The organism is Acrocarpospora pleiomorpha (assembly GCF_009687885.1).
GTDB lineage: Bacteria > Actinomycetota > Actinomycetes > Streptosporangiales > Streptosporangiaceae > Acrocarpospora > Acrocarpospora pleiomorpha.
In genome coordinates, this window is the sequence record NZ_BLAF01000021.1 from 113,705 (window position 1) to 139,162 (window position 25,458).

The 25,458-nt window shown below is 68.5% G+C and carries 21 protein-coding genes; 8 read left to right on the forward strand and 13 right to left on the reverse strand.

The window, feature by feature from the left end; all coding sequences use genetic code 11:
• Nucleotides 1–69: 69 nt before the first annotated feature.
• The gene (locus tag Aple_RS20180) at nucleotides 70–849 is read left to right on the forward strand and encodes an IclR family transcriptional regulator domain-containing protein (protein WP_155346188.1); all 780 of its coding nucleotides are present in this window, start codon (nucleotides 70–72) and stop codon (nucleotides 847–849) included.
• A gap of 49 nt (nucleotides 850–898) precedes the next feature.
• On the forward strand, nucleotides 899–1,891 hold the full coding sequence (locus tag Aple_RS20185; RefSeq protein WP_246264653.1) for a LacI family DNA-binding transcriptional regulator: 993 nt from the start codon (nucleotides 899–901) through the stop codon (nucleotides 1,889–1,891).
• Here the strand turns inward: Aple_RS20185 and Aple_RS20190 are convergent.
• Entirely contained in the window at nucleotides 1,888–3,258 is a 1,371-nt protein-coding gene (locus Aple_RS20190) for an MFS transporter (RefSeq protein ID WP_155346189.1), read from the reverse strand. The two genes, Aple_RS20185 and Aple_RS20190, sit on opposite strands and share 4 nt — an antisense overlap.
• A gap of 78 nt (nucleotides 3,259–3,336) precedes the next feature.
• On the opposite strand from Aple_RS20190, the gene Aple_RS20195 reads away from it, so the two are divergent.
• The gene (locus Aple_RS20195) at nucleotides 3,337–4,308 is read left to right on the forward strand and encodes a winged helix-turn-helix domain-containing protein (protein ID WP_218038423.1); all 972 of its coding nucleotides are present in this window, start codon (nucleotides 3,337–3,339) and stop codon (nucleotides 4,306–4,308) included.
• On the opposite strand, the gene Aple_RS20200 is transcribed toward Aple_RS20195, so the two are convergent.
• The 4 genes from Aple_RS20200 to Aple_RS20215 form a co-directional block, all read right to left on the reverse strand.
• On the reverse strand, nucleotides 4,298–5,107 hold the full coding sequence (locus Aple_RS20200; protein ID WP_246264654.1) for a carbohydrate ABC transporter permease: 810 nt from the start codon (nucleotides 5,105–5,107) through the stop codon (nucleotides 4,298–4,300). The two genes, Aple_RS20195 and Aple_RS20200, sit on opposite strands and share 11 nt — an antisense overlap.
• Entirely contained in the window at nucleotides 5,104–5,997 is an 894-nt protein-coding gene (locus Aple_RS20205; RefSeq protein ID WP_155346191.1) for a carbohydrate ABC transporter permease, read from the reverse strand. Before Aple_RS20205 ends, Aple_RS20200 begins: the two co-directional genes overlap by 4 nt.
• Nucleotides 5,998–6,042: 45 nt before the next feature.
• The gene (locus Aple_RS20210; protein ID WP_155346192.1) at nucleotides 6,043–7,329 is read right to left on the reverse strand and encodes an ABC transporter substrate-binding protein; all 1,287 of its coding nucleotides are present in this window, start codon (nucleotides 7,327–7,329) and stop codon (nucleotides 6,043–6,045) included.
• A gap of 118 nt (nucleotides 7,330–7,447) precedes the next feature.
• Entirely contained in the window at nucleotides 7,448–8,230 is a 783-nt protein-coding gene (locus tag Aple_RS20215) for an AMP-binding protein (RefSeq protein WP_155346193.1), read from the reverse strand.
• 902 nt (nucleotides 8,231–9,132) lie between these two features.
• Here Aple_RS20215 and Aple_RS20220 point away from each other — a divergent pair.
• Entirely contained in the window at nucleotides 9,133–10,362 is a 1,230-nt protein-coding gene (locus tag Aple_RS20220; RefSeq protein WP_155346194.1) for a chymotrypsin family serine protease, read from the forward strand.
• Here the strand turns inward: Aple_RS20220 and Aple_RS20225 are convergent.
• Together Aple_RS20225 and Aple_RS55575 are read right to left on the reverse strand one after the other, a co-directional pair.
• Nucleotides 10,359–11,099 carry a hypothetical protein gene (locus tag Aple_RS20225; RefSeq protein ID WP_155346195.1) on the reverse strand — a complete coding sequence of 247 codons (741 nt, stop codon included), beginning with the start codon at nucleotides 11,097–11,099 and terminating at the stop codon, nucleotides 10,359–10,361. The two genes, Aple_RS20220 and Aple_RS20225, sit on opposite strands and share 4 nt — an antisense overlap.
• Nucleotides 11,100–11,873: 774 nt before the next feature.
• Nucleotides 11,874–14,279 carry an ATP-binding protein gene (locus tag Aple_RS55575; RefSeq protein ID WP_218038424.1) on the reverse strand — a complete coding sequence of 802 codons (2,406 nt, stop codon included), beginning with the start codon at nucleotides 14,277–14,279 and terminating at the stop codon, nucleotides 11,874–11,876.
• A 179-nt stretch (nucleotides 14,280–14,458) separates the two neighbouring features.
• Between Aple_RS55575 and Aple_RS20240 the strand changes: the two genes are divergently transcribed.
• A complete protein-coding gene (locus Aple_RS20240; RefSeq protein WP_155346197.1) occupies nucleotides 14,459–16,396 on the forward strand; it encodes an ABC transporter ATP-binding protein in 1,938 nt (645 codons plus the stop codon).
• A gap of 133 nt (nucleotides 16,397–16,529) precedes the next feature.
• On the opposite strand, the gene Aple_RS20245 is transcribed toward Aple_RS20240, so the two are convergent.
• The 3 genes from Aple_RS20245 to Aple_RS20255 form a co-directional block, all read right to left on the reverse strand.
• Nucleotides 16,530–17,948 carry a peptidoglycan D,D-transpeptidase FtsI family protein gene (locus Aple_RS20245; RefSeq protein WP_246264656.1) on the reverse strand — a complete coding sequence of 473 codons (1,419 nt, stop codon included), beginning with the start codon at nucleotides 17,946–17,948 and terminating at the stop codon, nucleotides 16,530–16,532.
• Nucleotides 17,949–18,029: 81 nt separating this feature from the next.
• Nucleotides 18,030–18,407, reverse strand: coding sequence for a MerR family transcriptional regulator (locus Aple_RS20250; RefSeq protein ID WP_155346199.1), 378 nt, complete (start codon nucleotides 18,405–18,407; stop codon nucleotides 18,030–18,032).
• Nucleotides 18,408–18,607: 200 nt separating this feature from the next.
• On the reverse strand, nucleotides 18,608–19,261 hold the full coding sequence (locus Aple_RS20255; protein WP_155346200.1) for a TetR/AcrR family transcriptional regulator: 654 nt from the start codon (nucleotides 19,259–19,261) through the stop codon (nucleotides 18,608–18,610).
• Nucleotides 19,262–19,328: 67 nt separating this feature from the next.
• Between Aple_RS20255 and Aple_RS20260 the strand changes: the two genes are divergently transcribed.
• Nucleotides 19,329–20,621, forward strand: coding sequence for a GH1 family beta-glucosidase (locus Aple_RS20260; RefSeq protein ID WP_155346201.1), 1,293 nt, complete (start codon nucleotides 19,329–19,331; stop codon nucleotides 20,619–20,621).
• 122 nt (nucleotides 20,622–20,743) lie between these two features.
• On the opposite strand, the gene Aple_RS20265 is transcribed toward Aple_RS20260, so the two are convergent.
• Nucleotides 20,744–21,034 carry a hypothetical protein gene (locus tag Aple_RS20265; RefSeq protein WP_155346202.1) on the reverse strand — a complete coding sequence of 97 codons (291 nt, stop codon included), beginning with the start codon at nucleotides 21,032–21,034 and terminating at the stop codon, nucleotides 20,744–20,746.
• Between the two features lie 94 nt (nucleotides 21,035–21,128).
• Here Aple_RS20265 and Aple_RS20270 point away from each other — a divergent pair, with 94 nt between their 5' ends.
• The gene (locus Aple_RS20270) at nucleotides 21,129–21,602 is read left to right on the forward strand and encodes a hypothetical protein (protein WP_155346203.1); all 474 of its coding nucleotides are present in this window, start codon (nucleotides 21,129–21,131) and stop codon (nucleotides 21,600–21,602) included.
• Here Aple_RS20270 and Aple_RS20275 read toward each other — a convergent pair.
• A complete protein-coding gene (locus Aple_RS20275; RefSeq protein WP_155346204.1) occupies nucleotides 21,589–23,625 on the reverse strand; it encodes a hypothetical protein in 2,037 nt (678 codons plus the stop codon). The genes Aple_RS20270 and Aple_RS20275 overlap by 14 nt on opposite strands.
• A 291-nt stretch (nucleotides 23,626–23,916) precedes the next feature.
• Here Aple_RS20275 and Aple_RS20280 point away from each other — a divergent pair, with 291 nt between their 5' ends.
• Complete coding sequence (locus tag Aple_RS20280) at nucleotides 23,917–24,378, forward strand: hypothetical protein (RefSeq protein ID WP_155346205.1); 462 nt, start codon at nucleotides 23,917–23,919, stop codon at nucleotides 24,376–24,378.
• A gap of 21 nt (nucleotides 24,379–24,399) precedes the next feature.
• Here the strand turns inward: Aple_RS20280 and Aple_RS20285 are convergent, their stop codons facing one another.
• Nucleotides 24,400–25,284 carry a coiled-coil domain-containing protein gene (locus Aple_RS20285; protein ID WP_155346206.1) on the reverse strand — a complete coding sequence of 295 codons (885 nt, stop codon included), beginning with the start codon at nucleotides 25,282–25,284 and terminating at the stop codon, nucleotides 24,400–24,402.
• Between the last annotated feature and the right edge of the window lie 174 nt (nucleotides 25,285–25,458).

The window sequence follows — 25,458 nt, forward strand, 5'->3', positions numbered from 1 at the left end:
CCTATTTGTACGCATCATGAACACATGTCCGCTAAGGGGCTGAGAGGGAGGCGCTAGAGTTGCGGCATCATGGCTGAGGAGTACGTCCAGTCGCTGGCACGCGGCCTGGCGGTGATCCGCGCGTTCGACGCGGTCACGCCCGAGCTGACGCTGAGCGACGTCGCCCGCAAGACCGACCTCACCCGCGCCGCGGCGCGCCGATTCCTGCACACCCTCGTCGACCTGGGCTATGTCCGGACCGACGGCCGGCTGTTCTCGCTCTCCCCGCGCGTGCTCGAACTCGGGTACGCGTACCTGTCCAGCCTGTCGCTGCCCGAGGTCGCGCTGCCGCACCTGGAACGCCTGGTCGCCGAGGTGCACGAGTCGGCCTCGGTGTCGGTGCTGGACGAGGCCGACGTGGTCTACGTGGCGCGGGTGCCGACCACCCGGATCATGCGGGTGACCATCGCGATCGGCACCCGGTTCCCGGCGCACTGCACGTCCATGGGCCGGGTGCTGCTGGCCGGGCTCTCCCCCGCCGAGCTGGACGCGTTCCTGGCGGACAACCCGCTGGAGCGGCTCACCCCGCGCACGGTCACCTCGCCGGTCGCGCTCCGGAGCGAGCTGGACCGGGTGCGCGCGCAGGGCTGGGCGATGGTCGACCAGGAGCTGGAGGAGGGCCTGCGCTCGATCGCCGCGCCGATCAGGAACCGGGCCGGGCGCGCGGTGGCCGCGGTCAACCTGTCCTCGCACGCCAGCCGGACCACGCTGGAGTCGGCCCGCCGTGACCTGCTGCCGCCGCTGCTGGCCACCGCGGCCAGGATCGAAGCCGACCTGCACGCGGCCGCGAGCCGGGAGGCTACGCCCTGACTGGTGACAACGTCGAGTGTATGACAACGTTGTCAGCTAGGATCGGGGCGTGGGACGTCCGACGATGAACGACGTGGCCGCGGAGGCGGGCGTCGCGCTCAAGACGGTCTCCCGCGTGGTCAACGACGAGCCGGGCGTCAACCCGGCCACCGCCGACCGGGTCAGAGCCGCCATCGAACGGCTCGGCTACCGCCGCAACGACAGCGCCGCGACCCTGCGCAGCGGCAGGACGGCCAGCATCGGCCTGATCATCGAGGACGCCGCCGACCCGTTCTACTCCGGGCTCAGCCGGGCCGTCGAGGATGTCGCGCTCCGGCACGGCTACCTGATGTTCACGGGTTCCTCCAGCGAGGATCCGGCCAGGGAACGCGAGCTGGTGCTGGCCTTCTGCGCCCGCCGGGTGGACGGCCTGGTGATCGTCCCGGCCGGAAACGACCACGAGTACCTCACCCCCGAACTGGACGCGGGCATCTCCGCCGTCTTCGCCGACCGCCCGTCCGGTTCCGGCCGCAACCTGGACACCGTGCTGTGCGACAACGCGGGCGGCGCCCGCTCCGGCGTGGCCCACCTGATCGCGCACGGCCACCGCCGGATCGGCTTCATCGCCGACGCGCCGTCCATCTTCACCGCCACCCAGCGCTGGTACGGCTACCGCCAGGCCCTCACCCAGGCGGAACTCCCCTACGACCCGGCCCTGATCGCGATGGGCCCACCGGAACCCGCCCGGGTCCTGGCCGACGTGGAACGCCTGCTCGCCCTGCCCGACCCGCCGACCGCCCTGTTCACCGGCAACGGCAGGACGACCGTGGCCACCCTGCGCGCCCTGGACCGGCCGATCGCGCTGGTCGGCTTCGACGACTTCGAACTGGCCGACCTGCTGGGCGTCACGGTGGTCGCGCAGAACCCGGCCGGGCTCGGCAAGGCCGCCGCCGACCTGCTGTTCAGCCGCCTGTCCGGCAACCGGGAGCCCGCCCAGCGGCTGGAACTGCCGACCCAGCTGATCGCGCGCGGCTCCGGGGAAGATGCCCTCCGGCTGTTCTAAAGGGCGCGTACAGCAGCATGGCCGCCGACGTAGAGGTGCTTGCGCAGGGCGATCGCGGAGAGCAGGACGGCCACCCCGGACAGGGCGATCGCGGGCGCGGGCCCGGTCAGCTCGGCCAGGCCTCCGGCGATCACGCCGCCCAGCGCCTGGCAGGTCATCATCCCCGATTGGGACAGGCCGAACGCCTGCCCGAGCGTCTCCCCCGGCACGGCCTCGACGAACCTGCGCTGCAACCCCAGGTTGTAGGAGAGCGCGCTCCCGGCCAGGAACGCGAGCCCGGCCGCCGCGAGCGGGCCCGGCTCGGCCAGGAACCCGAGCAGCGGCAGGCCGAGCAGCACGACCAGCGGCAACGTCAGCCGTTCGCGCAGCGCTGGCGGCGCGAACCGGCCGACCACGAACTCCCCGACGCCCATCCCGGCCGCGGTCACGGCCAGCACGATCCCGGCCGCCGACGCCGTCCCCCGCTCGGTGAAGTACGGGATGAACACCGCCTCCGCGCCCACCATGAACATGATCGGCACCCAGCCGGCCAGCATCAGGCCGCGCACCCGGCGATCGGCGAGCAGGGCCGCGTTCACCCGAAGGCTGGCGCGGACCACGCCGGCCTTGGCGGCCACCGCGCGGGCGGCGCGGTCTTTCAGCCCGAACCTGAGCACCAGCGCGCCGCAACCGGACAGGCTCGCGGTGAGCAGCAGCGCGTGATTCGGCCCGATCAGGGCGAGCACGCCACCGCCGACCGCCATCCCGGCGATCTGGGCGCCCGCCGCCGTCATCGTGAAGATCGCGCGGCCCAGCACGAAGCCGTCCCCCGCCAGCATGTCGGGCAGGATGGCGTTGCGGGCCGCCGCGAAGATCGACGCGGGCACGCTGGTCACCAGGACCACCGCCAACATCGCCCACACCGAAAGCCCGGCGAACGCCAGCACCAGGCACACGGCGACCCGCAAGATTTCCCCGGCCACGATCACCGGCCGCGGCCGCAGCCGGTCGGCCAGCGAGAGCAGGAAAACCCCGCCGACCGCGTGCGGCAAGAACCCGATCATGTACGCGGCTGCCGACAGCCCGGCGGACTCCGTCTGCGTGTAAACCAGGACGGACACGGCGAGCATCTTCACCGACTCGCCCAGGACCATCAGCAACTGCCCGGCGAACAACACCCGGAACTCGGCCACCGAGAACACTTCACGAAATGTCGCCGCACGTTCCGGGATCGACTCAGACCCGACGGGCGCACTCTCCGCAGAGCCGGAGCCCCGCGAAACCAATGTCGCCGCACGTTCCGGGGCGGGCTCTGGCCCGACCGGCCCGGCGGGCGCGTTCTCCACCGGTCCGGAGTCCCGGGAAGCCGACGAAGAACCGTCTTCCATGGCACCTCCGCATCAGATGCTCGGGAAGTCCCACTCTCTTTCGCTAATATTTCGGAAATATCCGAAAGGTGGGGGTGGATGATCCGGATCGAGGTGAGCCCGCAGGACATCGCCGCGAGCCGGTTCGCGATCTCGCCGGTCGTGGAGACGATGCACGCACTCTGGGTGGTGTCGGGACGGCAGCCCGCCGGGCCGCTGAGGTCGTGGGCGGAACAGGCGCGAGAGCCGTACCTGGCCTTGGTGGCGGCCAATCCCGAGCTGCGGGCTTTGCATGCGCTGATGCGGGCGGGGGGCTACAACGCGGACTTCGTCGCGCCGCCGCCTTCCGGCGTGAATGTGCGGTTCGAGGTGGAGATCGAGCGGATCAGGGCAACGCCGCTCAGCCAGGCGCGGGCGGAGATCGCTAGGAACCTGGACGGCGTGGCCCGCCCCCCGGACGCGGTGATGGCCATCCTGAACGGGCCCGGCGTGGTGGACGCGCTCGCCGACGCCCTGGAACTGGCCTGGCGGGCGGTCCTCTCTCCGGACTGGCCGCGCTTCCACGCCATTCTGGAGCGCGACGTGGTGCAGCGGGCCGGACGGCTGGCCACCTACGGCTGGGCGGCCGCACTCGACGACCTCAACCCCAGCATCGGCTGGCGCGACGATACCATCGAGATCCGCCACCGAGGCGAGCCCGAGCACTACCGCCTAGACGGCCGCGGCCTGCTCTTCATGCCAAGCGCGTTCTCCCCCAAAGTGATCCCCTACCTGGAGGATTCCTGGCCCTATGCGGTCGTCTATCCGGCCAGAGGCACCGCCGTCCCCACCCACACCGGCGGCACCACCGCCCTGACCCGCCTGATCGGCCGCTCGCGAGCCCGCATCCTGCTGGAACTGGCAACCCCGGCCACCACCTCCCAACTGGCCGCCCGGCTCACGCTGAGCCTGGGCGCCACCGGCGACCACATCTCGGCCCTGCGAACGGCCGGTCTGATCACCGGCTCCCGGACCGGCCGCACGGTCCGCTACCACCGCACGCCGCTCGGGGACGCGCTGGTCAGCCCTTAAGCGCCCCCGCCATCAGACCGCGCATGAAGAACCGGCCCAGCAGCACGTAGATGATCATGGTGGGGATGGAGGCGAGGATCGCGGCGGCCATCTGCTGGCTGTAGGGGACGGTCTGGGCGCCCGCGATGTTGTTGAGCATCACCGTGGTCGGCCAGGAACTCGGCCCGGTCAGGAAGACCGCGAACAGGAAGTCGTTCCACATCGAGGTGAACTGCCAGATGATCACGACCGCGAAGGCGGGACCCGAGACCGGCAGCACGATCGAGGCGAAGGTCCGCAGCATGCCCGCGCCGTCCACCCGGGACGCCTCGATCAGCTCGTCCGGGATGGTCACGTAATAGTTGCGGAAGATCAGCGTGCAGATCGGGATGCCGTACACGACATGGGCCAGGACCAGGCCGGGGATGCCGCCGTACACGCCGAGGTTCACCATGAGCTGGACCAGCGGGATCATCACCCCCTGGTACGGGACGAACATGCCGAACAGGAACAGCGTGAACACGAGTTCCGAACCGGGAAAGCGCCACTTCGACAGCACGTAGCCATTCATCGCGCCCAGCGCGGCCGAGATGAGCGAGCCGGGCACGGCCAGCAGGAAGCTGTTGACGATGCCGGGCCGCAGCTTCTCCCAGGCCACCCCCCACGCCTCGGTCGTCCAGACCCGCGGCAGGTTCCACGCCTGGCTCGGGTCGGCCTCCGACAGGGGCTTGAAGCTGGTCACCACCAGCACGTAGACGGGCAGCAGGAAGAGCAGCACGAAAAACAGGAGCAGTGCGAAACGCACATGCCTGGTGGTCACGTTCGATCTCCCCGGCGGGCGTTCCAGATCAGGTACGGCACGACGAACACGCACACCGACAGCACGATGTAGGCCGCGATGGTGGCCCCCTTGGCCGGATCGTGCGAGTCGAAGACGGCGGTCCACATGAAGATCGCGGGCACGTCCGTGATGATCTGCTTGCCGGACACGGCCACGATGAGGTCGAACACCTTCAAGCTGATATGCCCGAGAATGATCAGCGCCGCCAGCGTCACCGGCCGCAGGAACGGCAGCACGATGTGGCGGTAGACCTGCCACTCGTTGCACCCGTCCACCCGCGCCGACTCGCGCAGCTCCTCCGGCACCCCGCGGAACCCGGCCAGAAACAAAGCCATGACATATCCGGACATCTGCCAGACGGCGGGGAGGGCCATGGCGGCCATTCCCCAGTCCTGGTCGCGGAACCAGCCCCACTGCAGGAAATCCAGCCCCAGATAGCCCAACAGGCCGTTCAGGCCGACCGCGCGCTCGCCGGTGCCGCTGTTGAGCAGCCAGCGCCAGACCACGCCGGTGGCGATGAACGAGACGGCCATCGGGAACAGGTAGATCGCACGGAACCCGCCCTCACCCCTGATCCCCTTCTCCATCAGGAACGCCAGGAACCAGCCGAGCACCAGCGCCCCGGCCACGAAGACGACCGTGAAGAGGACGGCGTGCCGGACCGAGAGGCCCCAGCGGTCCTCGGCCCAGATGCCGGTGAAGTTCTCCAGGCCGACGAAACTCCCCGGGGAGACCTCGTCGTGCTGGTCGGTCAGGGCGACCTTGAAGTTCCAGCCCAGCATGCCGTACACGAAAACCGCGATGGCGATGATCGACGGTGACACCAGCAGCAAGCCGGGCAGCCACCTGCGGACCCTCGTCACATTCATCCTTTCCGTGGGGGCACGGCGGGTGCCGTACCCCCAGGTGTCAGATCACTGGCCGCTGTTCTTGGCGGCGTCGGCGAGGGACTGCTGGAACTTGGCGACGTCGCCCTCCTGCTGGAACAGGCCGACCGCGTCGTTGATCGCGGCGCGCCAGGCGTCGTTGGCGACCACGCCGTGCTGGATCGAACCGGCCAGCTTGTTGCTCGCCCACTGGGCCAGGTCCCACTCCAGGTAGTCCTTGTAGAGGGACTTGTCGGCGTCCTTGCGGGCGGGGATGGAGCCCTTCAGCGGGTTGAACGCGTCCTGGCCCTCCTTGCCGGCCGCCACCTTCAGCCACGCCACCGCGCCGTCGCGGTTCGGCGCGCCCTTGGGCAGGGTGAAGCTGTCCGACAGCCACATGAAGGTGCCGTCGGTGCCGGGCGCGGGGGCCCAGTCGAAGTCGGTCTTGGAGACCTTGCCGAGGCCGCCGTCCGGCGGGTTGTGGAAGTAGCCGTAGGCCCAGTCGCCCATGATGTTGAAGGCGGCCTGGCCGTCCGCGACCTGCTTGGCGGCGGGCTGCCAGTCCTCCACGGGGGTGCCCGCGTAGGACAGGATGGTCTTGAAGTCGGTCAGCGCCTTGGTCACGTTCGCGCTGGACCAGTCGGCCTGCGCGCTCCACAGCTGGTTGTAGGCGTCGGTCCCGAGCGAGCCGAGCAGCACGCTCTCCAGCAGGTGCACCACGGTCCACTGCGAGCCGATGGACAGCGGGATCTTCCCTGCCCCCTTGACCTTCTCCAGGTCGGCGATGAACGCGGGGATCGTGGCCGGCGGGCTGGTGATCCCGGCCTCCTGGAGCACCGACGGGTTGAACCAGAGCACGTTGGAGCGGTGGATGTTCACCGGCACCGAGTAGATCTGGCCCTGGACCGAGATCTGGTCGATCAGCTGCTGCGGGAAGACGTCCTTCAGCTTGAGCTCGTCGTAGAGGAAGTTCAGCGACTCCAGCTTGCCCGCCTTGATGTAGCCCTGCAGCTCGGCTCCGGCGTGGCCCTGGAAGGTGTCCGGGGGCTGGTTGGCTTGAAGCTTGCTGGCCAGCAGCGCGCGGGCCTGGTCGCCCGAGCCGCCCGCCACGGCCGCGTCCACGAACTGCTGGCCGGGGTTCTCCCGCTCGAAGATGGCCCGCATCGCCTTGAGGCCGTCCGCCTCACCGGGGCCAGTCCACCAGGAGAAAACCTCAACCTTGGCGTTCGGGGTCCCCCCACCGCCGGTCTCGGCGCTCTCCCCGCTCCCGCAGGCCGTCAGGGTCAGCAGTCCGGTCAAGGAAACCGCGACGGCCGCCATCCACCGTAGTCGCATCGCAACATCCTTTCGGGGTATTGAAACGGGTCATGTCATCCCCGACTGACAACGTTGTCAAGAGGCCAATCAACCCACCGTTCACCATCCCGCGTCAAGGTTTGTGCAGATAACGTCTCTATATAGAGCGCTCTCCGACCCGGCGCATCACGCGGCATTCGCGCTCGTCCAGCAGGGCGGTGACGGTCACCCCGAAGTCGTCCAAGGCGCCGGGCAGTTCCACCGAGGCCAGGCCCGGGCGGGCCACCACCAGCGCGCCCCGGCTGAAGGCGAGGCTGGCCAGTAGCGCGAGTTCGGCGTCGGGACCGGGCGGCCAGCTGACCAGCACGACGTCGGAGCCGACCAGGCCGACGCCGTCGTCCAGCCGGTCCATTCCGTCCAGGAACGCCTCGTGGGTGAGCCGGTCTTCCTCGGAGAGCAGGACCGCGCCCGCAGTGGGGCGGATCCGCGGCAGCGGGACCGGTTCGAGGGTCAGCAGTGTGCCGAACTCGATCGTGTCCACCGCCGGGCCGAAGGAGACCACCTGGCGCACCCGCGAATGATCGGCGGCCTCCACCGCGGCGGGCGCCAGCTTCTGAGTGGTGAACAGCAGCCGGGCGTCCCAGCGCAGCAGCGCAGCAGCGTCGGCCACGCGGAGCGGGAGCGCCACGCCGCCGGCCGCGATCACCGTGTGCAGCGCGGTCAGCTGGGTGGCCACCCCGTCCACCAGCACGCCCGCGACCTGGCCGGCCCTGGCGCCGCGCCGTACCAGCCCGGCCGCCGCCCCCACGACCGTGCTGGCGAGCGCGCGGTAGCTGAGCACCGCGCCGTCCCCCAGATCGACCAGCGCCGGACGGTCACCCCGCTCGTGCGCACCACCGAACACCACCTGGGTGACCAGCGGCTGAGCCGTCGACTCCATGCTCAGGACGGTAGGGCCCGATGGCCGCTTCGCGGATCCGCATATGTATGTAGTCGCATGTGTAGGCCGCCTCCCGGTTTCGGGCGGACCCGGGTCCTGCGCGACCCGGGCCCGCGGCCGCGTGCCCCTCGACCTGGGGTCTCCACCCCTCCGAGGCGACCTCGGCCGACTCGACGAGGCACGCGGCGTGTCCAGATGCCTCTGCCGGACCCGCTTTGGCGGAAGGCATCCGCCTGCATACCGGCCTGAAATCGCTTCCCCCCGGCCGGTCACACCGCCAAACTAGGCGGCGGGCCGGGCGGTCACATCCACACGAATGCCCACTCGACGGTGTATTCGCGCCAGCTGATCATGTGTAGGCGAACCCTTTAAGGGGTGCGTGTCTCGCGGCATCCATAGGGTTTGACCTGCACCGGTGTCCACGATGCCGCTTGCCAGGGCCTCATCAAGGCCGTCCGAAGCAACCTTCGGGTCGCGGGCGGGCGGCAGGCCATGACGCCGAACAATCTCGTGCTGGATCTTGCGGATGACGATGACGTCGATCTCTGGTCCTTCGTCCGGGTAGTCGGCAACCTGGATGGCGATCCCCGTGCCTTCTCCATGTGGGTCTCAAGGTCGGCGATGAGGCCGCCGAGTTCGGCTCGGGCCTGGTCGACTCAGGCCCGCAGCCATCCCTTCCCGCCGTTCGAACCCGCCATAATTGAGAGATCTGGCCGACACTCAAATATTTCAGCGTCTCGTCGATCGAGTTGTTTGCATGTTCACCGAAGAGACTTGACGCAAGTGATCACGCAGCATAGAAGGAAGCGAGGGTACTCGACAGAAAGGGCAGCATGAGAAGGTCGCGCGCGTTACGCCGATTCCTGGCGCCATTCATCGCAGTGCTGATGGCGATAACTACCATGACACCCGTCTCCCACGCCGACGCGGTCGCCGATGATCCCCCAAAGGATCGGCCCGTCGAAGAAAGGCCGTTCAGCTATCTTCCGCCGGGAACCCTGGAGAAGATGAAAAGTCAAGAAGCGTCCAAACGAGCCGCGACCAAAATCTTGGACGTCCTGGTAGAGCTAGTCGGGAACGTACGGAATCCGCGTGGCAGTGGGTTCGCCGGTCTCTGGATAGACGACCATGGCGTGCAGGTCCGCTGGAAGGGGACATTGCCTGGCGGCATCGAGGATGCCGTCACGCGGGCCCGCGCGGACACGCCTGTGAACGTTGCGCAGTCCGCCTATTCCCGCGCCGAGCTCACCGCTGAGGCGGACAAGCTCAGAACGCAGATGTTCCAGAATCCAGAGGGCCCCATCCACCGGCTGGAGATCAAGGGAGACGGGAGCGGGATAGTCGCTGTCACCGAGAAGCCAAGAGACAAAGCGGAGCTTCGAGCGGCATATTCCTCGCTGTCCGATATTCAGGTGCCTCTCACGATCGTCCAGAAGGCTCGCGCCACGACAGCCGGCAGACTCGACGACACGAATCCGTTCTACGCCGGGGCGCTGATGTGGAACGGAGGTTACGACAACCGGCAGATTTACTGCACTGCGGGTTGGCCGGTGCAGGGCCGGAGCAACGGCAACTGGTATCTCGTGACGGCCTCTCACTGCGCCTATTCCGGCCAGCACTGGTGGAACGGCAATGGAAGCGCATACATCGGCCAGGCCGGCCTTGAGTCGACCTTTCTGGACATCATTCTGGTCGGCATGGCGGGTCCGGAGAACTACAAGTACATCTGGGATGGCGGCGTTCCGGGAGGAGAGAACACGTCTCCGGAATACGTCAAGCCGGTTGCTGGCTGGGGGCACGTAATTCCCGGCGAATGGCTTTGCGCATCGGGCTCGTACAGTGGTGCCGTATGCCGGTGGGTGGTGAACAACGACTTCCCCTACAGCTACTGTGACCATGACAAATTCGGCACCTGGGAGTGCTACGGCGACATGTTCACCATGACTCAGATCGATGGCCTACGGGGATGCCGTGGCGGTGACAGCGGCGGGCCGGTGTTCGCGCTTAGCAATGATCTCTCGCAGGTCATCGCCCGAGGTGTCATGAGTGGCTGCAACATCAGCGGGGACGGCGACTGGATGATTTTCCAGGACTTCTACTCGATTTACACTTCTCTTCATGTGACTGTCTAGAAGGCACCTGGAAGCGCGGGCGTGTTGTTGTCGTTCACGACCGCGACATTTCCTAGTTCGTCGAGCAGCCCTCTTTCGCCCAGAGGGCTGCTCAGTTCATATGTGAACGCCTCGGCCCGGAGATCAGCGGTCATAGCGCAGCGTGAGAATTCGGCACGCGACCGAGGGGCGATTTTTCCTATCACGACAACGTTCTCACTCTCGGTGATCCGCACGTTGGGAGGTGCGGTCACGCGCTGCCCGCAACCGCGTCTGGGATCCATCCAGACCGTGATCTGAGGAAGCGTCCGACTCGCCGACGCCTGCACAACCGTGGAAGAAGGGGAAAGCGACCCGAGACGCCAGAAGAATCGAGAAGGCAGAGCCGGCCACACCAGCGCCCCGCCTCCCGCCAATTGGAATTTCCACGCCGGCAGTGACACGAAGCCGCGATCCGATTGAAATTCCTGAATCACACTCTCGGCGGCCACGACCGTGCCCATCCTCCCCGGCGCGGCCTTCCGGTCCAGGTGGAGTCTCAACTCGTCGAACGCGTTCCGCGCGGAAACGCGGGGAAGTGTCGTGACGCCGTCTGGCAACGTGACTTCCGAGGCTGCCGGGACAGTCTCGGACAACTTCCCGCCGAGCTGCACGCCGATGACGATTCCGCCTGACTTCTCCTGGGCGGGGAGCGCCGTTACCAGAAGGATGGGACGTGGATCCCGGCTCGCCTGGAATGAACTCCACTGGCTTATCACGGTGAGAGGGTCCGGATACCCGGGCCGACTGTCCCCGGTGACAGCGAAGGGTGCCGTGACCAGGAAAACAGCGAGAGACAACGCTCTTCTCATACGGACATCATCTGCCAGAAGTAGGCGACGGACTACCACCGATTAGACGATTGAACGCGGACGGGGGTTTACGGCTGGTGCGTGGGGATTGTGCGGATCAGTAGAGTGAAGAATTCCGCCCGAGGCCCGCGACCAGCGGGAAAGCATCATCTGTCGGCGGCGCTGCAAAACTGGATCTGGCCCACATCTCGAGATCTGAGCCAGATCCAGAAGTTCCGCAAGCTGATCTCCGGCATGCCCACCGGTCGGCTCCGGGCCCGCCTGACCTCCATGGCCGACAACACCGGCATCGCCATCATCGCCGCAGACCCGGCCTGCACCTCCAAGTGGGGCGCCCAGCACTGGCAGACCCCACTGACCAGCGACAACCGCAAGACCACCCGCCACGACGCGGCAGCCGTGGCGATCGGCAGACGCGCCCAGGGGCATCCGATCCGGCGACGGACGGCACCGCCCCACGACGACCGGAGTGATCGTCGTGGGCATCGGACCGTCCAGGCCCGACCGGCAGCCGCTCGGCGTGAGGAACCCGCCCCCGCACCACCGGACCACGCACAGGATGCGCTGGGCCCGGATGCGGAGCGAACGCGGGGAACCAGTGTGCCCAACACCGTTCGGGGCACGCGGCTGAGCATGGGTTCTGGCAACAGGATCCGCTCCCGCTCAGTCTCTAGGAACGGTCTACACATCCGGACGGGCGTGCTCGACGACCCACGTCGCCACCTGGGTGCGTGAGGTGAAGCCGAGCTTGGCCAGGATGTTGGCGACGTGGCGGGCGACGGTGGCCTGGCTGATCACCAGTTCGTCGGCGATGGCCCGGTTGCTGAGTCCGCGGGCGATCAGTTCGGCGATCTCCTGCTCGCGGGCGGTGAGCGTGCTCTGGGGGGTGAGCGCGGCGGGCTGGACCACCGGCCGGGTCACGGGCACGGCCTCTTCGAGCGCCAGCCTGACCGCCTGGTCGAGGGTGAGGCCGTGCCCTTCGGCCCAGAGGGCGGCCACCATGGCCTCGCCGAGCACGTCCCTGGCGGGCGCCAGCACGTTCTCCAGCCTGGATCCAGAGGAAGGGCGCTGGGCGGAGGACGCGGCGGCCAGCAGGACCGCGCGGCGCGGGTCGCCCTCGCGGGCCGACAGCAGGGCGAAGCCGGCCAGCCGCCTGGCGGTCTCCATCCGCAGCCCGGCGTCCCGGCCGAGCCGCAGCGCCTCGTCGAAGCGGCGGCGGGCCTCCGCCAGGTCGCCGCTCTCCAGCGCCACCGTGCCGAGCCCGGCCAGGCAGCTGATCAGAGACTGCCGGGCGTCGAACCCGCGCAGCAGCTCCATGGCGCGGGTGAAGTGCAGGCGGGCGGCGGCCAGGTCGCCGCGCTTGCGGGCGGCCTGGGCCAGGCCGGTCAGGCCGATCACCATGCCCAGGTGGTTGTCCAGCGCGGTGGTGAGCTCGACCACGCGCTCGCTGGCCCGCTGGGCCTCCCTGATCCTGCCCTGCCCCAGCGCCAGGAAGGCGCGGAAGCCGTGCGCCTCCGCCTCCAGCAGCCGCTCGCCGATCTCGACGCCGATGGTGACGGCCTGGTCGAGCCGCTTCTCCGGCGCGTCCGGGTCGTCCTGGTCGGTGACGGCCAGCATCATCAGGCCCAGCGCCTCCCCGCCCCGGTGGCCGCCGCTGCGGCACAGCTCGAGCCCGCACAGCGCCCGGCTCCTGGCCCCGGCCAGGTCGCCGGAGTTGACCGCCAGGTTGGCGGCCAGGAGCAGCGCCCGGCCGCGGGTGGCCGCGGGCAGCTCCGGGGAGGCCAGCGCGAGCAGCCGGTCCAGCCAGGAGATCAGCTGGGTCTGGTACCGGCCTGCGCCGATCAGCGCCCAGCGCATCTCGACCAGGGCCTGGAGCATGGGATCGGTGTCACCGGCCGCGACCGACCATTCGACCGCGCCGCGCAGATCCCCTTGGAGCCATTCCAGCCGGTCCACCCGGCGTTTCAGGTCGGGCCAGGGCACGCCGAGGGCGGCGGTCTCCCAGTCCCTGCCGAGGTGGCAGAAGTAGTCCCGGTGGCGGCGGCGCACTCCCTGCTCCTCGCCGGCCGCCTCCAGCTGCTCGGTCGCGTACTGCCGGATGGTGTCGAGCAGGCGGTAGCGGGCCTCTCCGGCGAGCTCGCCGTCCACCACGACCAGGGACTTGTCCACCAGGGCGGTCAGGTGGGTCAGCACGTCGTGCGGCCGCAGGCCGTCCCCCGAGCAGATCCGCTCGGCCATGTCGAGGGTCCAGCCCGCCCGGAACGTGGTGGTCCGGCGTAACAGCAGGCGTTCGGGGTCCGACAGCAGCCGGTAGCTCCAGTCCACGGTGGCCCGCAGGGTGCGCTGGCGCGGCGGCGCGGTCCTGTCCCCCGCCGCGAGCAGGTGGAACCTGTCCCCGAGCCGGGAGACGAGCTGCGGCATCGACAGCACCCTGGTCATTCCGGCGGCGAGTTCCAGGGCCAGCGGCAGGCCGTCCAGGTCGCGGCAGAGCCGGTCCACCACGGCGGCGTTGGCCTCGGTCAGCGCGAACCCGGGGGCCGCGGCGGCGGCCCTGGTGAGAAACAGCCGCCCGGCCTCCGAGTCGCGCACGTCGGCCGGCTCTCGCGACGCGGGCAACATCAGCGGCGGCACCCGCCAGACGGTCTCGCCGGGCACCCGCAGCGGCTCCCGGCTGGTGGCCAGCACCCGCACCTCGGGGCAGGCCTCGGTCAGCCGCCGGACCAGCCGGGCGCACTCCTCGACCACGGTCTCGCAGTTGTCCAGCAGGAGCAGCATCCTCCGCCCGGCCAGCACCTCGGCCACGGTGTCCCGCAGCGACCGGCGCGGCTCCCCCTCGACCCGCAGGATGGTGGCGGTCCTGCGGACCACCTCATCCGGCGGGGTGCCCTCGGGAAACTCCACCAGCCAGGCGCCGTCCGGCAGGTCGCCGACGATTTCGGCGGCGACCCGCAGGGCCAGCCTGCTCTTGCCGATCCCGCCCATGCCGCTCAGGGTCAGCACCCGGGTGGCCGTGATCAGCTGGACCAGCTCGGCCACGTCGGGCTCACGACCGACGAAGACGTTCGGCTCCAGCGGAAGATTTCCCACGTGCGCGCGTGAAGTCTGAGTCATCGGCCCTCGGGGTCGCCGGCTGCATCCGTCACAGAAAGTGTTACACCAACTACGGGAAGCTGCCCAGACGCAACCGAGTTTCATTCCTGGACCGCCAGCAGGATCGACCCGGAAAGCGATGGCGAATTGTCAGTGGCGGCAGCCACACTGGCGGCATGGCCACCGCCCCCCTCGAAGAGAACCGGGAACGGGACCCCGAATCCGATCGGGATTCGGGGCCGGACGAGGGCAGGATCGACGATCTGCCGGACTTCTCCGACCTGACCACCCACAACTGGCACGCCCACGACGACACCATGAGCGGCGTCGGATTCGTCACGATCGCCAGGCGGCTGCCCGCGCTGATCGGGCAGGCGGTCCGGATGGCGTGGCAGGCCAGCCCACGCGACACGGTCGCGACCGTGCTGCTCAACCTGCTCGCGGGCGTGTTCACCGCGTTCGGCCTGCTGGCCACCACCGGCGTGCTGGAGGCCTTGTTCACGGCGGGCCCCACCCCCGACCGGGTGCGCGCAGCCCTGCCCAGCCTGCTCCTGGTGGGCGTGGCGGCCGTGCTGCGCACGCTGCTCCAGGCGGGCGCGGGCTGGGCCCAGTCCCGCCTGGAACCCCAGGTCAACCGCATCGCCGAAGAACGGTTGTACGGGCTGACCAGCAAGGTCGAGCTGATCAGGTTCGACGACCCCGACTTCCACGACTCGCTGCAGCGGGCCAGATCCCGCGGGGTGAGCTCGGCCGATTCGGTGGTCGGCTCCGCCATCGACGTGCTGACCGCCGGGATCAGCCTGATCGCCGCAGGCGGCGTGCTCGGCGTGCTGCACCCGGTCCTGCTGCCGCTGCTGGTGATCGCGGTCCTGCCGGACGCGTGGGCCACCGTCCGCGCGGCCCGGATGCGCTACGCCACGATGTTGTCCCTGCTTCCCACCTACCGCCGCAAGTGGATCATCAGCGAGCTGCTGGCCGACCGGGACACCGCCGCCGAGGTGCGCTCCTTCACCATGCGGGGCTTCCTGCTGCGCGTCTACGACCTGGTCGCCAGGACCGAGCAGAACGTCCTGGTCCAGCTGGCCCGGCGGCAGACGATGGCCCGGCTGGTCGGCGAGGCGCTCGGCGGCGTGGGCGCGGGGCTGGTCTACCTCGCGCTCGGCCTGCTGCTGGCCACCGGCTCGGTCCCGCTCGCCATCGCGGGCACGGCGGTGCTTGCCGTGCGCTCCGGCCAGGGCTCGCTCACCAACCTGCTCTACGCGGTCAACCGGCTCTACGAGAACGGCCTCTACTTCACCGACTTCATCGACTTCTGCGAGGCCAACGAGTCGGCGCCGGAAGCGGAGCGGGGGCGGCCCCCGGCCGGGTTCGACCGGATCACGGTGGACGACGTCACCTTCACCTACCCGGGCAAGGACACCCCCGCGCTGGCCGGGGTGTCGATCCACATCGACCGGGGCGAGGTGGTCGCGCTGGTCGGCGAGAACGGCTCCGGCAAGACCACCCTGTCCAAGATCCTCGCGGGGTTGTACGCGCCGGCCACCGGCCGGGTGCTCTGGGACGGCACCGACCTGGCCGAGGTGGAACCGCACCTGCTCCGGGGCAACATCGCGGTGATCGCCCAGGATCACACCCGGTGGCCGCTGACCGCCCGGCACAACATCACCATGGGCCTGGAGAAGGGCGAGGACGCGGTGGTCCGGGCGGCCGGGGTGGCCGGGGCGGACGAGGTGATCGCCGAACTGCCGAGCGGCTATCAGACCCTGCTGGACCGCAGATTCAAGGACGGCCAGGAGCTGTCCGGCGGCCAGTGGCAGCGGATCGCGGTGGCGCGCGGCTTCTACCGGGACGCGCCGCTGCTGATCTGCGACGAGCCGACCGCCGCGCTGGACGCCCGCGCCGAGCACGCTCTGTTCGACCGCATCCGGCAACATTCGGACGGCCGGACCGTGCTGCTCATCACCCACCGGCTGGCCAGCGTCCGGCACGCGGACCGGATCTACGTGCTGGATCACGGTCTCGTGGTCGAGCAGGGCACCCATGACGAACTCGTCGGTGGGGACGGTATATATGCGGATCTGTACAACCTGCAGGCCCGCGCCTACAGCCGCTGACTATTGACCCCATAGACAGCCGCATGGGCGCGGCCCTGGGTCCGGCCGCCAGGAACCGGTTCGCGACCGGGGTCAAGAAAGGCGAGGCGGCCAGGCCGTGGGGCGCGGCCCGCCGCCGACCAGACACGCTGTACTACAGCAGGGCTTCGATGACCGCCTTGGCGATCGGGGCGGCCACCTCGCCGCCGAAGCCGCCGTGCTCGACCAGCACCCCGACCGCCACCCGGGGCCGCGCGGCGGGGGCGAAGGCGGTGAAGACCGCGTGGTCGGAGCCGTCGTTCTCGGCCGTGCCGGTCTTGGCGGCCACCTCGACGCCGGGGATGGCGGCGGCCGTGCCGGTCCCGCCGGGCTGGGTGACGCTGACCATCATCTCGGTGAGCTGCTCGGCCACCGCCCCCGGCATGGCCTCGCGGTACTCCTCCGGATCGGTCATGCTCACCATCGCGCCGTCCGTCAGCCGGATCTCGTCCACCAGATAGGGCCGCATCAGCACGCCGTCGTTGGCCACCGCCGCCGAGATGAGCGCGAGCTCCAGCGGCGTCACGCGGTCGTCGAACTGGCCGATGGCCGACATCGCGGTCTGCGCCCGGTCCATGCGCTCCGGATACCGGCTGGCCGCCACCGCGAGCGGCACGGTGAGGCTCTCGTCGCCGAACCCGAACGCGGTGGCCCGGCGGCGCAGCGCGTCCTGGCCGAGCGCCAGGCCGAGCGTGGCGAACGCCGTGTTGCACGACATCTGGAAGGCCTGGGCCAGTGGCGGCGAGCCGTTCCCGCAGTCCGCGCCGCCCGCGTTGCCGAGCATGACGCTGGTGCCGGGCAGCTTGAGCCGGGGCGGCGCGGTGATCGGGGTGCCCGGCGCGTACTTCCCGGAGTCCAGCGCCGCGGCGGCGGTGACCACCTTGAACGTGGAGCCCGGCGGGTAGAGCTGGCTGGTCGCCCGGTTGAGCAGGGGTTTGGCCGGGTCGGCCTGCAACTCCTTGTCGATCCTGGCCAGCTGCTCGGGGTCGAAGGTGGCGAAGTCATTCGGGTCGTACGCGGGAAAGGAGGTCATGGCCAGGATGGCGCCGGTGGCCGGGTCGACGGCCACGACCGCGCCGTGTTTGCCGGTGGCGCGCAGGCCCTCGTAGGCGGCGCGCTGGGCGCGGGCGTCGAGGGTGAGCGTCACCGACGCGCCCCTGGCGGTGTCCTTGAGCAGGGTGCGGACCATGACCCTGGGGTCGGTGCCGGACAGGGCCTGGTGCTCCGCCTGCTCGACGCCGGTGTCCCGGTAGAGCGAGGCGAAGCCGGTGACCGCCGAGTAGAGCGGGCCCTGCGGGTAGACGCGCTGGTAGCGGTACCGGCCGCGGACCTCCTTACTGGTGGCGAGCACGGTGCCGTCGCGGAGCAGCAGGTCGCCCCGGGAGGTGTTGAACTTGGCGAGCATCGGGCGCTGGTTGCGCTCGTCCGCCTCCAGCGCGGCGACCTGGAAGATCTGGATGTAGCTGGCGTTCGCGAGCAGGGCGAACAGCATCATCCCGGCCACGGCGGCGACCCGTCGCAGCGGGATGTTCATACGTCGGGCGCGAGGTCCTGCCACACGTTCTGGTGTAACAGGCGGCCGGGAAAGCGCGACCCCGCACGGGGCAAAGGGCGGTTAGACGCCTTGCGGGATGGCCATGACGTCCTTGTAATACTGGATCTTGTAGTGGATGTGGCCCTGCCGCCGGCGCAGGGTGGCGATCTGCCGCTCGACGCCCTCGTCGTGGGCTTCGAGAAGTTCGATCCGCTCGCGGACGGTGTGGTCGCCTTGCCGTACGAGTTCGGCGAAGCGGAGCATCTCGGCGATCGGCATGCCGGTGTCGCGCAGGCAGCGGAGCATGTTCAGCCAGCCGACGTCACCGTCGGTGAAGCGGCGCTGCCCGGCGGCGTTGCGCCCGACGTTGCCGAGCAGCCCGATGCGCTCGTAGTAGCGGAGGGTGTCCAGGCTGAAGCCGGTCTCCTCGGAAACCTGCCCAGGTGTGAATACGGCCATACCCCGATCCTGGCACCTGGAGTGCGCTCCAGGTCAAGGCGCGCACCTCGGCCGGGAATCCGGGGCTTGCCCTGGAGCGCGCTCCAGCTCGCACAGTGGGCCCATGACGAACTACCCCACTGTGCGTCCCGGCTGGTTCAGCACTCCCGCGCTGCTCCCGCTCTGGGTTCGGGACGAGTACAGCACGCAGCCGCGCCGCGCTACTCGGCGAGATGGTCGGACAGGTAGCGGCGAACCAGCCGCTTACACTCCGCGATCAGCTCGGGGTCGCCTTCGGGATGCACGCGAAAAGCCAGTTTGAGCACGGCGTCGGCGGCTTCCACGGCCACCACGAGGGCGCGGGCCAGCGCGTCGCTGCCGGGCGCGCCGAGAAGATCGATCACGAGGCCGCGCAGCCGGTCGGCCACGACGACGTTGTTCTCCAGAGCCGCGTCGAGCATACGCTGGGTGCCGGGCAGCGCCGGGCCGCCGGGAGCGGCCAGCACTTCGCCGAAGTCGACCACGCCGAAGCCGGGCGTGGTGCGCTTCATCCGGACGAACTCGTCGATGCCCAGGTCGACGGCCTCGGTCCAGTCGCCGGGGTTGGTCGCGCCGAGCCGGGCCGCCATCCGGTTCAGGAACGCGTCCAGATTGCGCAGCGCGAGCGCCCGGACCAGGCCTTGCTTGTCCGGGAAGAACTGGTAGAAGGTGCCGATGGGAACCTCGGCACGCCGGGCGACCTCCTTGGTCGTGAGCGCCTCATACCCCACCTCGTCCAGGAGTAGGGCGCACTCGTCGAGCATGCGCTCGACGCGTTCCAGGCTGCGGCGCTGAGCCGGGCGACGACGCAGCGTCCCGGCGGCGGCGTTTGTCATTGCTCCATTGTCTACCTGTTCGATTGCGGTCGGGTTAACATGAGTTGCACTCGCGTCAGGAGGCCCGATGTTCCTGTGGGGTACGGCTACCGCCGCCTACCAGATCGAAGGGGCGGTCGCCGAGGACGGGCGCGGCCCCTCGATCTGGGACACCTTCGCGCATGAGCCCGGACGGGTGCGGGACGGGCACACCGGTGACGTGGCCTGTGATCACTACCATCGGTGGGCCGAGGACGTCGAGTTGATGGCGGCGCTGGGGGTCAACGCGTACCGGTTCTCGGTGGCGTGGTCCCGGGTCCTGCCGTACGGGCGGGGGGTGGTGAACGCCAAGGGGCTGGATTTCTACGACCGGCTGGTGGACGGGCTGTGCGCGAAGGGGATCGCGCCGGCGTTGACGCTGTTCCACTGGGATCTGCCGCAGGCCTTGGAGGACGAAGGCGGCTGGATGAACCGCGATATTTCCGGGTATTTCGCGGATTATGCGGCGATCGTGGCGGAGCGGTTGGGTGATCGGGTCAAGCTGTGGATCACGTTGAACGAGCCGTTCGTGCACATGGTGTACGGGTACGCGATGGGGACGCACGCGCCGGGGAAGACGCTGTTCCTTGAGGCCCTGCCGGTCGCCCATCATCAGCTGCTCGGGCACGGTCTGGCCGTACAAGCCCTGCGGGCGGCCGGAGCCGAGCAGGTGCTGATCACCAACAACTGCACGCCAGTGTGGGCGGCCTCGGACGCGCCCGAGGACGTGGCCGCCGCCGACGCGTACGACGTGCTGCACAACCGGCTCTTCAACGACCCCGTCCTCACCGGCACATACCCCGACATGTCGCCATTCGCGATCGACGAGGTGCCCGGCGTGCGCCCCGGCGACCTGGAAACGATCGCGCAACCCCTCGACGGGCTCGGGATCAACTACTACAACCCCACCCGGCTCGCCGCCCCCAGCACCGACATCCTGCCGTTCGAGGACGCGGGGATCACCGGCTACCCCACCACCGCCTTCGGCTGGCCGGTCGTCCCCGACGGCCTGCGCGAGCTCCTGGTCTCCCTCAGGACGCGCTACGACACCCTCCCGCCCGTCTACATCACCGAGAACGGCTGCTCCCACGACGGCCTGGACGACCAGTTCCGCGTCGACTACCTGGACGGACACCTGAAAGCCCTCCGCCAGGCCCAGGCCGAGGGCGTCGACGTGCGCGGCTACTTCGCCTGGTCACTGCTGGACAACTTCGAGTGGGCCGACGGCTACCACCAGCGTTTCGGCCTGGTCCACGTGGACTTCGACACCCAGGCCCGGACCCCGAAGTCCTCCTACCACTGGTTCCGGAGCCAAATACGCACCGGCCGGAACTCCTTCTGAACTACAGAACGCGCCCAGGCACAGCCGCGCGAACGTCTTGAGAGCGCATTGGATTCGCCCTACTGTCCCGTCGGCAGTTGAGTGAGCCCGGCGCGGTCGCACGGTGAGCATGCCGGCGGCCCTCACCACACGCCCGAGGGCCGTGCCACCTTCTCGGGTGTGGCCCGCAGGTCATTCTCCAGGTCTTCGACGATCCGCTGGGTGAGCACCTTCAGCCGCTCTCTGCGCCCGGTCAACTCCTCGGTGAAGTCCCGCGCCGTCGGGCCCACCCACACCGCCTTGCCGGTGAACGCCGCATGTGCCGGATCCAGGGCCGCCTCCAGACGAACCGCGTACCCGCGCACCTTCGCCAGCGCTCGCAGCAATTCCTCCCTACGGGGGTTGAGCGCCATATCCTGTGGATCGGGGGCCATAACTTTTCCCCTTCCTCCCTGGAACGGCTTGCGCGGTCTCCCGGACGATATGAGATGGTGCGCTCAGACGGCCAGCTCCTTTGGAGGATATCCAGTGCTCCGTTCCAACCGAAGCCTTTACCTGCGGCTCGGCGCGACGCTCCTGGCAGCCGTTCTGGTCGCGGTGATCGCGCTGGTCGTGATCAACGGCGGGCAACGGGAACCGGAACCGACGGCGGCCGAGGCGGGCGCGACCCTCAAGGCACACATCCTGAAGCTCCTCGACGAGGTCTTCGCTCAGAACATCCAGGTCACCGACCCTGGAGGTAAGGACGTTCCCTGCGGGGACGATAAGGTCAAGCGAACTTTCGCCGCCACCGGGCATTCAGCTACCGGGTCAACGCCCTACAATTTGAACGTCGTTATGTTAGGTGCTATGGACCAAGTCGCCGACTACGACATCGTCGATAGCACAGGCGCGAGAATCCGCATGACAAACGAGTCCACGGAGACAGTTATTCTGCTGGAGTCTGCGGAGAAGGGCACATACTCCGTGCGAGGAGAGACCCAGTGCCTCAGTCGGTCGTGAGCTCCGCATTCGCATAATTTTCCCTACGAGTGTAAGCATCCCCCTTACCACCGGTAAAGCGACTAGCCTGCTGTGCGGTCAGTTCTCCTAGAGAAAGCGGGCGTCCTTTCCCCATGCCGTTGTCGACCATCCATTGGTCAAAAGCTCTCACCCCCGCAGCGCCCTGCTGCTGAATATCACTGAATGGGCGAAGGCCACCATTTGAGTCGGCGATAATACCGGCCGGGGGCACCTGGGGAGTAAACCCCTGCTTGATGAGGAGCTGAGCCATCTCGTGGCGACGCCCCAACGTCTTCGCCTCGTCGGACTCCAGGAGCTTGTCCACCTTCTCCTCCGGATCCCGGCCGTAGGTGTAGTAGACGGAGACCCCGGTAGATAGCGCAGTCCAAGCCCTGGGAATGGCCGACAAGGGGTGGGCCAGTCCAAGAACCGCCAAGGCGCCACCCGCGAGGAAACTCTCCGCGTCCTCGGCGCCCTTGACACGCTCGTCCTCGGGGTCGAGCACTCTCACCGCAGCCGCCAACTCAGTACCCCGGACGTTACCCAAGGCCGAGAACAAATTTTCCAATGGAGCGACATCCCCACTGCGCTTCACGGCGTTTGACGCAAGGGGAAGAACCCTATGGAGGAACTCATCCATGCCTTCGTCGAACCGGAGCCGCGCGTCGGCGTCACCGGCGAATGTGGTCATGAAACGGAAGGTGTCTTCGGGACTCAGCCGGAAAGCACCACGCGCCCCCGGGATCGGCATCCACTCAAACAGGCCGGGAGCCGCCTGCATAGCGCTGTCCTTGGCCAAGTCGGCGTCGCCGAGGTACGCCCCCAGGGTGATCTCGGTGGCGTACGAGCCCGCGACCTCGGCTAGGTGTATCCGGGTCGCGTCGTTCAATCGCCATTCATCGGCCGTGGTCATCACGGTGTAGGCGAAGAACGCCGCTTCTTGGCTGTGTTCGCCGTCCTGCTCGTCATAGGCCCCGGAGGCTGCCGCCAGCAGCCGCCCGAAGGCGTCCGACACCGGCGGGACCTTCGCCGCCCGCTCGTTGAGCCCGTTCAAGAACGCGGCCAACTCCGGCCGTTTGTCCCACGCCTGCGGAGAGGACGGAAGCAGGCCGAAAGAGGGCAGCGGAAGCGCCGGCGGAGCCGGGAGCGGGCTCAACCGGGCCGCCCGCCCGATCGCCAGACGAGCTGCGGCCGGGTTGTTCGCAAGCGCGTTGAACAAGCCCGCTAGTGTCGGGCCGCTGACCCGGCTGCCGGGCTCCAGCGCGGGCGCGAGGAGTCCGGCCAGCCACACATCCGGATAGTTCCCGTGGTTCAGCAGCGCGGAGAGCACCCGCATGCCCTCGGTGTCCTCCGGCTTGGTGTCCTCCATGCTTCGCATCACCGCGGCGAACCCGGCAACCTTGGCTCCGCCGCTGACCGCAGTGGCGAAAGCCGTACCGAACATGCGCCGGGCATCTGGCCGCTCCTCCCCCGGCAACCGCCAAAGTGCCGGGACCACCTTGCGCATCCCGGCCGGGCCGAGAGCGGCGAAGAACGCGGCGGTGAAGACCGCATCATGCTGATGCGCCCCCAACTCCTCAACCACCGCGCCAATCCGGTCAGAGGCATACGGTGCGGTGAGACGGAACTCATCCGGATCAATGGCCTCAAATCGCCTGCCCAGCTCGGTGCCCAAGCGCTGCGCTTCAGCAGGAGCCAGCAGCGATGCCTCCCGATACGGCCGCAGGCCGGGACTGGACATGCCGAGGAGTCCTGGCACGGGAGCGGTGATGGTCTCCACCCGTTGCCGCAGCCGGGGCAGCTGCTGTTCGACCCAGCCGCCGATCTCCCGGATGGGCGCCAGCCCAGCGGCCGGCAGATCGACGGCGGCCAACTCCCGGCGAATGTTCTCGACCTGCTCGGCGATCACCTGACCGGCCCGTTCCAGCTCGGTGATGAAGTCGTTCATCAACGCCGGGTCGATCCCGGAGAACTCCGGCGCGAGCGGTCCGGTCCCCGGTGGAACAGAGGGCTTCTCTGCCATGCGTCCATCATCGGCGACCTGTGGTCGAGCGTGAAGGTTTAGCGAAACATTGGTCTGAGGCTCTTACACCTCACGATCGTATGGAGCCGCTTGACCAAGCTGATCATTGGTGGGACGCCTGCCTGACGGCGGCAGACCCGCCGAGAAGCGAGACCCGCGATATTTCTGGATATGAGAAGGCGCTCAGACGGCCAGTTCTTTGGAGGGTGGTCAATGCTCCGTTACAACCGTAGCTTTCTCCGTTACAACCGTAGCCCTCTCCTGCGGCTCGGCGCGGCGCTCCTGGCGCTCATGCTGATCGTGCTGCCCGCGCTGGTCTCCGTCGAGGGCGAAAAGGAGCCGGACCCAACGGCAGCCGAAGCGGGCGCGGCCCTCAAGACGCACATTCTTACGCTTTTCGACGAGGTGTTCGCGCGAAACGTCCAGGTCACCGACCCCGGCGGTAGGGACATTCCCTGTGGGAACGACAAAGCCAAACGCACCTTCGCCGCCACCGGTCTGGATTCCGATCCGGAGCACCCACCCGACCTTCTGAACAACAGAATGTTAGGCGCCATGTTCAGTATCGCCGACTACAACATCACCGATAGCTCAGGCACGACATTCCGCCTGGAGAACGAGCCCACGAAGACGGTTATTCTGCTGGAGTCGACGGCGAACGGCACGTACTTCGTACGAGGCGAGACCCAGTGCCTCTGGCTGCAAACTCCGCGGTCACGTAATTCTTTCTACGGCCATCCTTTTGTCGTATAAGACTCAGCCTTAACCAGCAGATCAGAGCACCGACACGTGTACGTGGTCGTAGTGGTTGGCGGTGTTGCTGCCCCGGTTGGCCATCATCTTGGGCGCGGCCCCGGTCCGGATGTCGTAGTACTTCTGCTGCCAGATGATGTACATGATCCCGAGCCGCCGCCCGTTGGCCACGCACCACTGGGCCAGCGCGTCGCCGCGGGCCTTGGCGGAGGCGTCCGGCATCCGGCCGCCGGAGCTGATCATGAAGTCGCAGGCCCGGCCCTTGCCGTGCTCGCCGAAGTCGCCCGCCCGGAAACAGCCGACGCCGAACGGCATCGGGAAGTTCTGCATGATCAGGTTGCGGATGGAGACCATGCGCGACGTGAGCCCGGTCCCGGCGTCGGGGGTCTGGAAGCCGAACTTGGCCAGCAGCTTCTCGACCTCGCGCTGCTTGCCCTGCAGCTCCTTGATGTCCTTCTTGAGCTGCTCCACCCGCTGGTCGGCGGTTTTGGCGGCCTTCTTCTGCTCGGCGATCAGCCGGGTGACGTTGTTGAGCCGCTCGGTCTTGGAGCTGTTGAGGTAGGCCAGGGTGGACACCGAGCTCAGGTCCGACTGCATGCTGAAGATCTGCACGCTGTCGATCCCGCCGCCCATGTAGGTGGTCTGCGCGAACTGCGCGACCTTCTGCTCGGCCGTGACCAGGTCGGCCTTGAGCTTCTTGACCCGCGCGTCGGCCCGCTCGGCGGCCTTGCGGGTGTCGTCCAGGCTGGCGATCTCCCCGCGGTACGCCTTGGCGAGCGCGGCCGCGTCCTTGGTGAGCTTGCGCAGCTGGGCCTGCCGGTCCGGTTCCGCGGTCACGGACGAGGGCAGCGCGAACATGCCGAACAGGCCGACCGCGATAAGCGCAGAGCCCGACCAGCGTCGCAACCCAACCTCCCCTCCCAGACGGACCGAAACTATAGAAGCTGATCTTGGTCACTGCCACCGGAACGGGGGAACTCGTGCGCCTTTGACGAAGTATCTACCAATTTGGCAGCCCGCCGGTGCGGCCAGAACATGGTTCGGTCTGAGGGGTTGTCGAGGCCGACGCGAGCGAGAAGA

What these genes read in the sequence shown, in the direction of transcription:
- Aple_RS20220 (WP_155346194.1), top strand. Translation starts at nt 9,133, where the DNA reads ATGACACCCGTCTCCCACGCCGACGCGGTCGCCGATGATCCCCCAAAG.
- Aple_RS20180 (WP_155346188.1), top strand. Translation starts at nt 70, where the DNA reads ATGGCTGAGGAGTACGTCCAGTCGCTGGCACGCGGCCTGGCGGTGATC.
- Aple_RS20205 (WP_155346191.1), bottom strand. Translation starts at nt 5,997, where the DNA reads ATGAATGTGACGAGGGTCCGCAGGTGGCTGCCCGGCTTGCTGCTGGTG.
- Aple_RS20250 (WP_155346199.1), bottom strand. Translation starts at nt 18,407, where the DNA reads ATGGCCGTATTCACACCTGGGCAGGTTTCCGAGGAGACCGGCTTCAGC.
- Aple_RS20255 (WP_155346200.1), bottom strand. Translation starts at nt 19,261, where the DNA reads ATGACAAACGCCGCCGCCGGGACGCTGCGTCGTCGCCCGGCTCAGCGC.
- Aple_RS20215 (WP_155346193.1), bottom strand. Translation starts at nt 8,230, where the DNA reads ATGGAGTCGACGGCTCAGCCGCTGGTCACCCAGGTGGTGTTCGGTGGT.
- Aple_RS20275 (WP_155346204.1), bottom strand. Translation starts at nt 23,625, where the DNA reads ATGGCAGAGAAGCCCTCTGTTCCACCGGGGACCGGACCGCTCGCGCCG.
- Aple_RS20260 (WP_155346201.1), top strand. Translation starts at nt 19,329, where the DNA reads ATGTTCCTGTGGGGTACGGCTACCGCCGCCTACCAGATCGAAGGGGCG.
- Aple_RS20190 (WP_155346189.1), bottom strand. Translation starts at nt 3,258, where the DNA reads ATGGAAGACGGTTCTTCGTCGGCTTCCCGGGACTCCGGACCGGTGGAG.
- Aple_RS20265 (WP_155346202.1), bottom strand. Translation starts at nt 21,034, where the DNA reads ATGGCCCCCGATCCACAGGATATGGCGCTCAACCCCCGTAGGGAGGAA.
- Aple_RS20240 (WP_155346197.1), top strand. Translation starts at nt 14,459, where the DNA reads ATGGCCACCGCCCCCCTCGAAGAGAACCGGGAACGGGACCCCGAATCC.
- Aple_RS20245 (WP_246264656.1), bottom strand. Translation starts at nt 17,948, where the DNA reads ATGAACATCCCGCTGCGACGGGTCGCCGCCGTGGCCGGGATGATGCTG.
- Aple_RS20280 (WP_155346205.1), top strand. Translation starts at nt 23,917, where the DNA reads ATGCTGATCGTGCTGCCCGCGCTGGTCTCCGTCGAGGGCGAAAAGGAG.
- Aple_RS20195 (WP_218038423.1), top strand. Translation starts at nt 3,337, where the DNA reads ATGATCCGGATCGAGGTGAGCCCGCAGGACATCGCCGCGAGCCGGTTC.
- Aple_RS20210 (WP_155346192.1), bottom strand. Translation starts at nt 7,329, where the DNA reads ATGCGACTACGGTGGATGGCGGCCGTCGCGGTTTCCTTGACCGGACTG.